This is a genomic window from Paenibacillus sp. T2-29 (assembly GCF_052921365.1).
The window spans coordinates 274,342-288,130 of sequence record NZ_JBREVE010000006.1 but is presented as its reverse complement, the minus strand read 5'-3'; the positions used below and the strand labels follow the sequence as shown (position 1 = coordinate 288,130).

The 13,789-nt window shown below is 43.7% G+C and carries 8 protein-coding genes and 2 riboswitches; of the genes, 5 read left to right on the top strand and 3 right to left on the bottom strand.

Annotated features, from left to right (window positions below):
* Window positions 1-83 precede the first annotated feature (83 nt).
* Window positions 84-179, bottom strand: a riboswitch (glycine riboswitch).
* A gap of 11 nt (window positions 180-190) precedes the next feature.
* Window positions 191-275: riboswitch (glycine riboswitch) on the bottom strand.
* A gap of 168 nt (window positions 276-443) precedes the next feature.
* The gene (locus tag ACU1JV_RS18515; protein ID WP_413986881.1) at window positions 444-1,901 is read right to left on the bottom strand and encodes a glycoside hydrolase family 1 protein; all 1,458 of its coding nucleotides are present in this window, start codon (window positions 1,899-1,901) and stop codon (window positions 444-446) included.
* 207 nt (window positions 1,902-2,108) lie between these two features.
* Here ACU1JV_RS18515 and ACU1JV_RS18510 point away from each other — a divergent pair, with 207 nt between their 5' ends.
* The 4 genes from ACU1JV_RS18510 to ACU1JV_RS18495 all read left to right on the top strand — a co-directional run bounded on the left by ACU1JV_RS18510 (window position 2,109) and on the right by ACU1JV_RS18495 (window position 6,895).
* Window positions 2,109-3,080: a LacI family DNA-binding transcriptional regulator gene (locus ACU1JV_RS18510; RefSeq protein WP_040103040.1), complete on the top strand. Its 972-nt coding sequence runs from the start codon at window positions 2,109-2,111 to the stop codon at window positions 3,078-3,080.
* Between the two features lie 233 nt (window positions 3,081-3,313).
* Entirely contained in the window at window positions 3,314-4,162 is an 849-nt protein-coding gene (gene licT / locus ACU1JV_RS18505; RefSeq protein WP_016818607.1) for a BglG family transcription antiterminator LicT, read from the top strand.
* 225 nt (window positions 4,163-4,387) lie between these two features.
* Window positions 4,388-6,244 carry a beta-glucoside-specific PTS transporter subunit IIABC gene (locus ACU1JV_RS18500; protein WP_413986882.1) on the top strand — a complete coding sequence of 619 codons (1,857 nt, stop codon included), beginning with the start codon at window positions 4,388-4,390 and terminating at the stop codon, window positions 6,242-6,244.
* Between the two features lie 135 nt (window positions 6,245-6,379).
* On the top strand, window positions 6,380-6,895 hold the full coding sequence (locus tag ACU1JV_RS18495) for a thioredoxin family protein (protein ID WP_413986883.1): 516 nt from the start codon (window positions 6,380-6,382) through the stop codon (window positions 6,893-6,895).
* A gap of 196 nt (window positions 6,896-7,091) precedes the next feature.
* Here the strand turns inward: ACU1JV_RS18495 and ACU1JV_RS18490 are convergent, their stop codons facing one another.
* Complete coding sequence (locus ACU1JV_RS18490; RefSeq protein WP_413987510.1) at window positions 7,092-8,447, bottom strand: sugar phosphate nucleotidyltransferase; 1,356 nt, start codon at window positions 8,445-8,447, stop codon at window positions 7,092-7,094.
* A gap of 161 nt (window positions 8,448-8,608) precedes the next feature.
* On the opposite strand from ACU1JV_RS18490, the gene ACU1JV_RS18485 reads away from it, so the two are divergent.
* Window positions 8,609-9,304, top strand: a complete 696-nt coding sequence (locus ACU1JV_RS18485) for a response regulator transcription factor (RefSeq protein WP_013372723.1) — start codon at window positions 8,609-8,611, stop codon at window positions 9,302-9,304.
* Between the two features lie 41 nt (window positions 9,305-9,345).
* Here the strand turns inward: ACU1JV_RS18485 and ACU1JV_RS18480 are convergent, their stop codons facing one another.
* Window positions 9,346-13,773, bottom strand: a complete 4,428-nt coding sequence (locus tag ACU1JV_RS18480; protein WP_413986884.1) for a hypothetical protein — start codon at window positions 13,771-13,773, stop codon at window positions 9,346-9,348.
* Window positions 13,774-13,789 lie beyond the last annotated feature (16 nt).

The following is a 13,789-nucleotide window of genomic DNA, read 5'->3' as shown; positions in this document are numbered from 1 at the left end:
AAGGCACGAAAAATAAACCATCTGGTGCAGGATTCTACCTCTAAAAAGCTCATAAAAGCCTAGGGCACTCCCTGTCACAGGTTATTCGCGTCTCTGTCCTTTTGCCTGAGAGTTTAAGCAGATGATAATCTGCGGTGCACCTTCGGCGCCCAATTAAGGGTCTCTCCAGAGTTCTGTCCGTTTACGGTCCCTGCTTGTTGCTGTAAATCAGCTTAAGCACCTGAGAGTTTTGCCCCTTCGGTCGGAACTTTCGTTCCATCTCCCGCAAACATCAACCAGACATATGAAATTTTTATTTATTATACAGAAAACTTTCAGCGTATTACAAGTGAAAAATTTGTGAAGCCCTCTGACAAATCAATAGGGTGTCTATACAAAAAGCGGGTACAGCAGATTGCATCCTAAGGATTTTCTCTGCTGTACCCGCCCAAAACGATATAGAATTACAATTCTTCACCATTGGTTGCTATCACATTTTTATACCAGTTAAATGAGTCCTTTTTGGAGCGTTGGAGCGTTCCGTTACCGTCATCATCCAAATCAACGTAAATAAATCCGTAGCGCTTGGACATTTCGGAAGTAGACATGCTCACAAGGTCGATAGGACCCCAGCTGGTGTAACCAATCAGATCAACACCGTCAGCAATGGCTTCCTTCATTTGGGCAATATGCTGACGCAAGTAATCAATGCGATACGTGTCATGCACAGAGCCGTCCTCTTCTACCTTATCGTACGCACCCAGGCCATTTTCCACGATGAACAGCGGCTTTTGGTAACGGTCATAAAACGTATTTAGTGTAACACGCAGGCCGATCGGATCAATCTGCCATCCCCAATCGGAGGACTGCAAATACGGATTTTTCACACCGCCAATCAGGTTCCCTGCTGCCTTTTCTCCTTCTGGACCTGCCGATACGGTCAAGGTCATGTAGTAGCTAAATGAGATAAAATCAACCGTATTATTTTTCAAAATTTCAGCATCACCGGGTTCTGTCTGGATCACAATATTATTTTCTTCAAAATAGCGGTTCATATAGTTGGGATACTCCCCACGAGCATGCACATCCGTAAAGAACAGGTTCATTTGATTTTCATGCTGTGCTTTCAGAATATCCTCTGGGTTACACGTATGTGGGTAGCTTTCAATGCGAGCCAGCATACAGCCGATCTGAGCACCCGGAATGATCTCATGTCCCCGTTTGGTCGCCAGTGCACTTGCTACAAATTGATGGTGCAATGCTTGATATATCGCTTGTTGTTTGTTTTCTACACGGTCAATAACCACACCGCCGCCTGTAAACGGACTCATAGTCATGACATTGATTTCGTTAAAGGTCAGCCAGTATTTTACTTTATCCTTATAACGTGTAAATACCGTTTCGGCATATTTTACGTAATGATCTACGACTTCGCGTCCCAACCAGCCATTATACTTCTGTGTCAGACCTAGCGGTGTTTCATAATGTGACAATGTTACCAACGGCTCAATACCATACTTGCGCAGCTCATCGAATACTTTGTCATAAAATTGCAATCCTGCTTCATTCGGCTCGGCATCATATCCATTCGGGAAAATCCGCGACCAGTGGATGGACATCCGGAATACTTTAAAGCCCATTTCTGCAAACAAAGCAATATCTTCTTTGTAGCGGTGGTAGAAGTCCACACCTTCACGCTTTGGAAAACGGGCGTTTACCTTTCCTGCCAAGATGTCCTCCAGTCGTTCAGACGAAATTTCTATAGCATGATCGTTTTTACGTTCTGCCTTAGGTACATAGGCTATCATGTCTGCGCTGGACAGGCCTTTTCCATCTACGTCAAAAGCACCTTCCAATTGGTTGGCTGCAGTTGCCCCGCCCCATAGGAAGTTTTGCGGGAATCCTTTTAGCGTCTTCGTCATGGTATGAAAACCTCTTTTCTTATCTAATGTTTTCACTCTAGTCAATAACCATCAGGTGCTGCAATGCGAATCAATAACTAACGGTAACCGTTATCCTTTGAAATGCACCGATAGATGCTTTAAAATAGACGTAATGCCCTCATAAACATCCTAATTGTTGTAACGCGTTTCATGTCAAGTATTTTTTCTTAGGTGAGGAGAAGCATCATGTCGAATCTTGATCAAATTGCAAAACTGGCGGGCTTTTCCAAAGCTACGGTATCCAGAGTGTTAAATCAGTCCCCCCATGTAAGCCACGAAACCAGAACTAAAATTTTAAAAATCATGCAGGAATTGGATTATGTTCCTAATCGGAATGCGATTTCTTTATCCAAGGGCCAAACGCTTCAGATTGGTATCATCACATCAACTATTAATGAAATTGTTCTGGCATTTCTGGACAGCTTTGTAGAAATCGCAGGACAATATGAATTTCAAACCATTATTTATACTTCGGGAGAAGACAAAAAGAAAGAGCTTCAAGCTTTCGAGGATTTAAAAAGAAAAAGAGTCGATGCGCTGGTCATCATTTCCTGCGTGAATGACACTGATTTTTTGAGTACTTATTGCAAATATGGACCGATCGTGGCATGGCAACGAATGGAGCATACCGATATTCGCTCCGTCGCAATGGATCAGTATGAAGGATATATGTTAGCGCTCAAACATTTGATACAAAAAGGTTATACACGTATAGCCAATGCTTTTGGTCGTCCGAGCAGCATCAATACTCACAGCAGACAACGAGCTTATGAGCAGATCATGAGTGAACACAATCTGCCAGTGTTGCAGCACTGGAACTATTCTTCTATTTATAACATTCGTGACGGCGAACAAGTTGTGCGCAATTTATTACAGCATCGTGAGGAATTTCCGGAGGCTATTTTGTGTGCTAACGATTATGTAGCAGTGGGCATTCTCTGCGAAGCGCGCAGACAATTGCTAAAGGTACCAGAAGATCTGGCGATTGTTGGGTTTGATAACACGGAGCTGGCGCACACGATGGGAATTACAACGGTTCAAAATCCCATTATGGCTCAGGCACAAAATGCTTTTTTCATGCTTTCTCCTCAGCTGATTGGACGCCAAATGGAGCTTCATTCGCTGGAGTACAGCCTCATTGAGCGTACGACCACTTAAAGTTACTGTTGACTCGCAAACTAGGCAAATGGGCCTTAATATAAAATATTTTTTGTCGAAAGAGAATAAAACATGTTGAAATCGCTTTTTTTTGTGCTACAATAGCACTATATCGAAGGATTGTGACCGGTGATGCGGGCAATGCCTGAGTTCAATTGAGTGCTATTGCTAACAATAGTATTGAATTGTGCTTGGGCATTTTTTATTGGTAAAGGATGGGAGGGGGAACTTCAATGATTATTGAGAAGGTGCTCAATAACAACGTCCTGTTGACTAAAAATGATAAAGGCAAAGAGGTTATCGTCATGGGAAGAGGTATTTCCTTCAAAAAGGTGGCTGGCGACCAAGTCGATGATCATAAAATAGATAAGATTTTCATGTTAAATGAAAACGAGTTCACGGCCAGACTAACTGAGCTGCTGAACGATATTCCCGTGTCTCATCTGGAGGTCGTGAATGAAATCGTGACCCATGCAGCAGAAGTGCTGGATACGGAGTTAAGTGATAACATTTATTTAACATTGACCGACCATATTCATTTTGCCATACAGCGGGAAGAAAAAGGATTAGCACTCAAAAACGCGATGCTGTATGAAATTAAACGCTTTTACAAAAAAGAATTTGCAGTTGGACTGGATGCTCTGCAAAAAATAGAAAATACGCTCGGTGTAAAATTGGGCGAAGACGAAGCGGGATTTATTGCATTGCATATGGTGAATGCACGGATCGACGGTAACGAGATGAAGGCTACACTGAAAATGACCGAGATTGTCCAACACATATTGAACATTATTACGTATCATTATGGGATTGTGCTGGATGAGTCTTCTTTTAGCTATTCGAGATTTTTGACCCATTTGCAATATTTTGCAATGCGAGTAATTCGCAAAGAGGTTATTCACAGTGGTGAAGAATTTTTGTACAACCAGGTAAAGCAAACATATACCGAAGCTTTTGCTTGTGCCCAAAAAATTAATGAATATCTAGAAAAAACATATGATCAATATTTAAGCAAGGATGAATATGTATATCTAACGATTCACATTCATCGGGTAACTGAGCGTAATAACATATCAGGCTAAAAACTTCATATTCTCATCGTTCATGGATTGTGACTGGTAAGGCAGGCAAAACCTAAACTGATGGTGAAATCAACGTTCCCTCATAGAAGGAGTGCGTCGTTTTCACCACGAGTTTAGGTTTTTCTTGTTTACAAGGTTATAAAGATGCACGCCGGCGCATCTTAGCAACAGCTGTAAACGGTAAATCCTATCAGTAGCAAGAATAACACTTAAGGAGTTCTGAACATGAGTGATAAAGAGCTATCCAAAAAAATAGTGACTCTCGTTGGCGGCGAAAAGAATGTCGATTCGGTATTCCATTGCGCTACACGCTTGAGATTTAAATTAAAGGATCGCACAAAAGCGGACAAAGCTGCACTGGAAGCAACGCCTGGTGTCATTACAGTGGTGGAAAGCAGCGGACAGTTCCAAGTGGTCATCGGTAACAATGTAGGCCAAGTCTTTGAGCATATGATGGCAGAAACAAATCTGCAGGATGCGGATAATCCAAATGCGAAAAAAGAAGAATCTTCCGAAAAAACGAATTTTCTCGGCAAAGCGGTCGATATCATTTCCAGCATTTTCTCCCCTCTCTTGGGTGCTCTTGCCGGAGCAGGTTTGCTCAAAGGGATTATGGCCTTAATTGCGTCGCTTCATTGGATTGATACTGCAAGCGGTACGTATCTCATTCTGAATGCCGCTTCGGACAGCGTATTTTATTTCTTGCCTATATTCCTAGCTATTACATCGTCTCGTAAATTTAAGACCAATGCCTTTGTATCAGTCGCAGTTGCTGGAGCACTCGTGTACCCGGATGTTATTGCAGCGGTGGACAATCCGGCAAAACTGGCTTTTCTCGGGATTCCAATCATTCTGATAAAATACAGTTCCAGTGTAATCCCAATTATTCTCGCGGTATGGGTACAATCCTATGTGGAACGCTGGTTTAATTCCTTTGTTCATCAATCAGTTAAAAACATTATCGTACCTATGCTATCACTGCTGGTCGTTGTTCCATTGACGTTTTTGGCCTTTGGTCCAGTCGGTAACCTGATCAGTCAAGGCTTGGCGAACGGTTTTACATGGGTATACAATTTAAGCCCATTGATCGCCGGGGCTGTTGCTGGGGCATTCTGGCAAGTATTTGTTATTTTCGGCGTACACTGGGGCTTCGTTCCTATTATGCTGTCCAATATTCAAACATTGGGTTATGACACGATGCTTCCAATGCTTACAGCAGCCGTACTTTCTCAAGCTGGTGCAACACTGGGGGTATTCCTGAAATCACGAAATACTCAAATGAAGGCTTTGGCTGGTTCCTCTACACTGGCAGCTGTATTCGGGATTACTGAACCTACGATTTATGGTGTGACTTTGAAATTGAAAAAGCCGTTCATTTATGCTTGTATTTCTGGTGGTATTGGGGGCGCGATTATCGCTTCCGGTGGAGCGACTGCAAAATCCTTCTCCCTGCCTAGTTTACTGGCGCTTCCAACTTATTTTGGAGCTGGATTCTTGTGGGTTGTCCTCGGCTTACTTGTTGCGTTTGTACTCGCAGTTGTATTGGTTACGATTTTGGGCTTTGATGATCCAAAAGAAGAAGCTGCAAAAACAGAAACAGCACCCGTAAAAAAAGAAGTAACAATCGAAAAGGAAATCCTCGTAAGTCCGTTGCAAGGTAAAGTGCTGCCATTGGAACAATCTTCTGATGTTGCTTTTGCTTCAGGCGCTATGGGGAAAGGAATCTTGATCGATCCTACAGAGGGTGTGCTGACATCTCCGGTTAACGGAACGATTACGACCGTCTTCCCGACCGGACATGCCATCGGTATTACTTCCAATGACGGAGCAGAAATTCTGATTCACGTTGGTGTTAATACGGTGAAGCTGAAAGGACAATTCTTTGACAAGCGCGTCAAAGAGGGTGATGTGGTGAAGCAAGGGCAGTTGTTGCTTGAATTTGATATCGAACAAATTAAGGCGGCAGGCTATACAACGACTACGCCGATCATCGTAACCAATTCCGCTCAATACCTGGATGTACTGAACACCATGGAAACTGAAGTGAAACGTGAGGATTACTTATTGACTGTTGTAGTCTAACGTTTAACTTTCAGACTAAAAGAAGCTTTCCTAATGGAAAGCTTCTTTTTTTATACATCATGAGACAAGTGTTACAGCGAAAAATGGAAATATCATATATTGTAAGTTTGAGATTGTAAAAAAAGGAGGATTTCTGTGAAAAAAGGATATATCGCCGGGTTAAGTGTCATTGTGTTGCTTATCATTGGTATCGCTATTTCAGCTGTAGTTAAATTTCAAGACCTAGAGCAGGTAGTTCAGCAGAAAGATAAAGAGATCCAAGCGAGCAAAAGCAATTACCCCGAAATATATGACCACTTGAATGCGGTTACAATTGATGGTTTTAAACAATTCATTCAGCAGGATCAAAGTGTATTTGTTTATGTTGGCAGACCCAGTTGTGGCGACTGCAACCGATTTGAGCCTAACTTTAACAAGATGATCGAACAGTATGATCTGGGCTCCAAAATTACGTTTTTGAACGTTCACAAAATTCATAAGGACAAAGCCCAATGGAATAAATTCAAAGCAGATTACAACATAAAATACACCCCCACGATTGCAGAATTCAGAAACGGCAAGCTGGTGGATAAAATAGAATGGACGCCAAAAAGAGACCTCAGTACAGATGCCGTAAAAGAGTGGCTAACCTCCAAAAAACTCATTTTATAAGCCTCTTTCCTATCCAATTCATTAAGAACAATACGAGTTGTTCATGCAAAAAAGGTATTCAAGCGAACAACGCATGAATACCTTTTTATTGAGCATTTCCAGCCATCAAGCTTGATTAAAAAATAGTTCCTAGCGCTCTTCACTGGCTTCAGATGAACCTCGTTCTTACCCGTTCGTTCCTATATTACAGGCACCTTTATACAGTACGAGCATCAAGCGAATCGGGAAATTCATATCGGATAATATCCGTTTCGGATACGATATGTCCGATTTGTGACTCAATGAATTCCAAATCTCCCTCTACTGCACCTATAAAATGCTTGGTACCAGGTTCTACAACGATGACCATACCGGGGCTGACGGTCTGTGTCATCCCATTGATACAGACGCTTCCGGTTCCTGAAACGATGGTCCAAACCTCTTTTCGAAACTGATGCTCATGATAGCTGATAAATCTCCCCTTCGAAATGACAACCCGTTTGGTGACCGTTTGTAACCCACTTGCTGCTTGCTGATGGGATAAGACCGTTTGCTTACCCCAAAAGCGCTCCTCAAAACGCGGTCCAATTTCAATTTCTGCCACCATATCCTTAATCCCCGTTGATGATTGTCGATCCGTAACCAACACGCCATCCGGTCCAGCAACGACAATAATGTCTGGGACATTCCAGATGCTGACCGGAATCTCCAGTTCATTGATGATATGCGAGTCATGTGATGCTTCTGAAATATATCCGGGACCGCTCAGCTTTGAACTCACTTCCCGCACCAACGAATCCCATGTTCCTAAATCTCTCCATTCTCCATGATATGGGAGCACGGAGAGCTTACGAGTGTGTTCTACTACCGCAATATCAAAGCTGGTTTTAGGCAAGTCTGCGTAATTTGTCGAAAGTGTTTCATAATCGGCTGGTAAACCCATTTGCGTCAGCACATCCAATAGAAAGCCGAGTCTAAAAGCAAACACTCCGCAATTCCATAACGCTCCTTCACGGATCAATACTTCGGAGCGAATCAGATCAGGCTTTTCTACAAATGAACTCACTCTATAATATTCCTGGTCAGACAAAGGAGATGAAGGCACAATATATCCATATTTGTCCGAGGGCTCAGTTGGAACAGCCCCCATCAATGCGATATGACTTCCTGATTGCTCTAATATCGAAGGAAGCCTGCGCAGATGCTCGAAAAATTCATCCCCCGCATAGCCATCCACCGGCATGACCCCTACGATTTCGTTGCGTGATGCGCCTGCAACGTCATGCAAGTAAGCCGTAGCCAGGGAAATGGCCGGAAAGGTATCCCGCTGAGTCGGCTCCTCAATCACCACAGCGTCTCCGCCAATTTGCCCCTGAATCAGTTCGATCTGAGTTCCACTCGTAGAAAAATAAGCTTGATCTGCCAAATCAGCTTCATCTAACTGTCTCCATATCCGTTGCAGCATACTTTCCGGTCGCTCGTCATGACGTAGGATGGAAAGAAACTGCTTGGGGCGGTTCACATTGGATAAGGGCCATAGTCGTTTACCCGAACCTCCGGATAATAAAATCATTCGCAAAGATGCAACCTTCTTCCTTTAAATTCATATTTTCCTTACATTATAGGACTGTTTGCTTTTCGTGCTTTTGCCGAATACATAAGTATGTAACATCGTAGAACATACATAGTTATGCAATGTTAATTGTATCTTTGTCCGTACAGGAGATGTCTGTCATGCCTACAAAAATACTCATCATTGAAGGTCAAAAAAGTTTGGCTGATATGATTGCTCTTCATCTTCAAGAGGAAGGCTATCATACTGAACTAATCTATGATTGTAAACTCGCAATTCCTACATTAATGCACTTTAAGCCGGACATTATTGTGACCGCGCTAATGTTTTCCGGTAAAGTCGAATGTGAACTGATCAGCCACATCCGCCAATTTACTACGGTTCCTGTGCTCGTCATCTCTAATAACACCCTGCTGAACACAAGAATAAAGGCTCTAGACGACGGAGCGGATGACTTTTTATGCAAGCCCTTCAGTCTGAGAGAGTTAAACGCCCGCATAAAAGCCTTGCTGCGCCGCAGTGGCAGCAACATGCTCACTGAGACACCAACGATAACCCAAAAGCTTAAAAAGGTAAGAGTCTGGGTGAATGATTACCGTCATAGCCTGTTGGTCGATGACCAGGAAATAGAAGTTACTCACATCGAATTTTCTATTATAAAAGAGATGTCCTGCAATCCAGGGAAAGTTTTTACCCGTAGCGAATTGATGGATCGGGTCAAAGGCGGCGATGGCGCTTATCTGGATCGTACCATCGACGTACATATCTCCAGCCTCCGCAAAAAAATTGAACGTGACCCTAAAAATCCTCAGCATATCCGTACCGTTTGGGGCAGAGGCTACAAATACGAGATGTAGCCGTATAGTAACGGTCTGGTTCCCTCTGGGCAGCTTGCTTCTTATGGAAGCTTCCGCTTTGTCCATCGCCGATAAGGAAGAAAACAAGCTGCTCCACCCAATATCCCTATGACAAACAATACCCAGCCAAAACGGTAGGCTGAAGCCAGAATAATGACAACCTTACCGTTTCCGCTGCCATTCGTTATGAATCCGGTCGTTACTCCATTCACAGACAGACGTGCTCGCTGATTTTCGCTACCCAGCCTGAACTCCCATAATGGATTGGGTGATTCTGTCTCCCGGATCAGCACCTGCTGATGCATTGGATTATATAGTGTAAAGCTGCGTTCCATGGAATTTTCACGAGTAGCCTGAATGCTTTCCGAAGCGTGTGGTGCCATAAAAAAGGTTTCCATATCCGTTCCCTCAAACAGCGTAAATTGATCCACTGTAATCATCGCTTGATAAGGGATGATGGAATATTGCCTCATTTGAAATAAGCCTGATTGCTTCTTGTGCGCATGCGCCAATATCTGAAACTGCATCAAGGCGGTTCCTGCTGGAGCCTTCACTATTTGATCATAATGATTCCATTGCTCCTTATCTCTCTCCTCTACCTCATCAATATAGGAGGTTTGAAGAATCTGGGACGCTTTATTTAAGAAAATGACCTTCATGTGCCGACTTCCAATTTGTTCTGATCGCGCATCCAACTGCACCACGTACTCTTGCAGCGGCTCTGCCTTCATTTTTTTGGACGCATAAATATTCCAGTCACAGGAATAGCTAGGTGCGTAACGGATAGACAGTTCTTTGTCCTGGATGGACAGATTCGTCTGGCCAGGCCGAATATCTGCTACACATCCAACATCCGTGCTCAATGATTCCTTCGTGTCCTGCCCAGGCATTACCGTCACTTCCTGCCCGTCCATTCGATGAATATCTGTAAGATGGCTCAATGACGGCACCTGACTGTCCAGGACAAGGGTTAAGCGATATTTTCCCTTGGTTAAGAATAAATTTTTGAACTCTACTCGGCCATAGTCGTTCAGCAGACCGGGAATTTGTATGATTTTCTTAGCAAAACCATCCTGATTGGGCACCGTTTCAATAACCTGCTTTTCGGATAATGAGGTAGCGGGTAACCGCTTATATGACTCACCCGTACGAATTGTTCTGGTCAGCACCTCTCCAGTCTCTTCATTCTTCCATTTCATTGTTAATGATCCTTTGTATCCGGCAGGTAGATTAGCCAAAATTGCTGTGGCATAGGTTCCCGTTTTGGCGACTTCCACCTCTCTGCTTAACGCCCCTTTTTGGTAACTGATTCCCCGTCCCATACTAAGTCTTGGTAACGCACGTTCCGTCTGCACATTCCCTTGGGCATTAAAATCGCTCTCTGCCTCCAAGGTGAAAAAGAGCTTGCCCCGCTTTAATGCCTGCTCCACCGGAAAAGATAACTGATCCAGTTGATCCACAGGAACAATCGCAAATTGATTGACCGCATTAAAGCCTTGCAGGTTATTAACCGTGACTGGGTTATCTCCTTTTGCAAAAACATGTTCTCCCAGATCGACCCATTGGAATTGGTTTAATCCCTCATCATGGGTCTTGATGTTAGTCACTCCATCCGGCAGTGTGACTTGCAATTTCCCGCCTGCCTTATTCATGAACACTCTAGCATATACATGCGAGGTTTGAGGCTGGTCCATCTTTTTATGCATCGTAAACGTGTTAGGCTTACTGTATTGCCCCAAATCACGCAGCTGAATATCGTGAATCCACCAGTAATTTTTTTGCTGCGGACGCTGGAGGGTTAACAAATCCATTCGCATCCAATAGCTACCAGGTGGTGAAACGTATTCCCCGTAAAATTTTACACTGTCAAAATTATAGCCCTCTGAAGGTGCCACAACATAGCTGACCCCCAGCTCACGCATTTGCTTATCATAAAACCTCATTTTTACATGCATTTTGTTCGTCCCACGGCCAGAAACGGTGATGTGGAACTGATATGGATTATTTTCCTTGGCTTCTAGCAATCCAGATCTGGCGACCTGCCATATATTACTCGGATCTCCCTTCATAATCTCGCCATGCAGAGTCGGCACATCGTTTGATTCCTCTCGGGGGTTAGCCTGCACACTGAACAACTGCGGATTATCAGGCTTGAAAAAGGTTTCCGTTCTCAGCATAGAGTCAAAATCCAGCACCGTATTCCCTTCAATGCTGCTCATCTGATACGGTGCTACATCCAGCTTCTTACTGGCAAAGGTGACTGCAATCCCTGCATCCATCTCCATATCAAACGGGAAGTTCCGTATATTTTGGGAGGATAAATACCACAACCAATCGTTGGTTGATGCAAAAGTTTTGGACCATTTCAAAAAAGCATTGCCATCCTCAATCGCATCAAAAGGCCGCAAGTAATTCTCTGCCGGGAGCTGTGACAACAGCAAGTCATTGAAGGAGGCTGCCTCCACATAATCCCCCTTGTTGACCGTCTGAATGGTGTTTAGCTCAGGCTTCAACGCGCTGAACAGCACTCCAAAACGGCTGAAATCAAAACCAGGCAAATGACTATAGCTCTCCAGCCGGCTAAATCCGTAAGGTGTCACAATTTTACTTGCAAGGATATTCATATAGGGCGGTGCCTGATCAAGATTGAATATGGAAAATAAGTCGTTCTTATACGTACGTTTCAACCCAGTCTGACCTTCCAGCTGAGACAGGTGGAAATCCTGCCGCTTCTCCTGTCCCTCATATTCGTCATGGTAGACCAACTGGTTGACCCCAAAAGTAGAGAATAGCCAGCCTAATCGCGAGCTTAATCCGTTGTCCATAACGTACTGCAGAAAATTCATATAGTATGTAATACCGGGATCATTGCCTTCATGATGAAAGATCGTATTTTTAGGAGAAGAGTATACCTGAAAATCTCCAGTCGCCTTCTCGGTTGCCGTCTTTCCTTTATTCCATTTGGGCGTCGCTACGCCGTTATAGCTTTGAATCATATTATCAGCAATTGGAAAATACAGTGCCTTGCTGTCAAAACGATCTGAGTCAGTCAGCTTTTCAGCCATTTGACTATAAGCCTCCGGCACTTGTACCGGCTTGTAATACCCCTCAATGAACTGCGTACGCAAGGGAGCCAAATACACGCCCAGGCACAAAACGACGATAACAACCGCCAGCTTTTTATACCCACGCTGTAGCGGTGATGATCCAAACCATTCCATACATTGAATGACGCCAAAGGTCAGCAACACTCCGAAATTAAGGGAGAGCAGTCCAATAAATTTGTTAGGATCACGGAAAACCGAACCAATCACAGGGGTTTTCGTAACCAGAATGACAAACCACTTGGCAATAGACGGAAATGTCGTTCCAGTCGCTGCAACCATAAATAACAACGTAAGGAGCGAGAAGATCAGAATGATCGGATTTTTATGTGAACGTGTCACCATCGCGTACCCGATCAATAGCAACAAGAATCCCCCACCTACATAAAACATCGCAGGCAGCGAGGAAAACGAGAACATGGGCCACCAATAGCTCAGTAAATAACCCACATTATATAAACTGCTGTTACGGCTGAATAGAGACAACGTATCCACGACGTTGATATTATGCTGAGACGCTTGAGCGTCCATCAACATGCTGCCTACATACAGGGACAACCAATAAAAACTGAGCAGACCGAAAAACACGCCAAAAATCATGCCTTTACGCAAAAAATTACCGTATAAGGGCTGTAAATAGGCGCGCCCTGCCTTACGATGGGTCCAGGTCAGTTTGAGCAGGAGCAACATGGTGAACAATCCCAAATAAATCATCCCAAAGAAAAAATAATGAATGGCCGCAGCACTCACGGTGAATACTGCAGCCAGCAGGAACAGGTCAATCCAGTTCCGCTGATACAATTTATGGGGATGATAGTTTTTAATTTGTTGAATTTGAAACTTGGGGTCCACCGCACTGAAAAAAAATCGCAGCATTAACGGAAACAAACTATAGCCACAAAGCAAATAAATATGCTGGATGCGAAAAATAACCCACGGATTCAGTGCATAAAACAACGAACCCACCACAATGGCAAAAATACGGGTTTTCGTAAAGCTTGGTGAATAATACACGCTGACCAGTCGCTTGGCAAAGGCATACATCGAAAATGCTGAAACAAATAATAAGCCTGTGATAAACGACTTGAGCAAGATCGGGCCGCTTTCGTCAAATAATAATGAAAGTCCATAGAAAGGCAAGATGTACAGAATGCGTGGAGCGTTAAACAGGGTCGAGGTAGACCATCGTTCGTTCCATACCCCGGTTATTTCCTCCAGATACCGATGAGAGGTGGCTCCAAAGGCAATGTCACTGAACACGATTTGGCCTGGTCCATAGATGGGGGCAAGATACGCAACGATCGAAACCAGCATCCATATGATTGCCGCCATATCGTAGCGATAGCGAAATATCCACTTTTTCATGCTTGTCCCCCTCTCT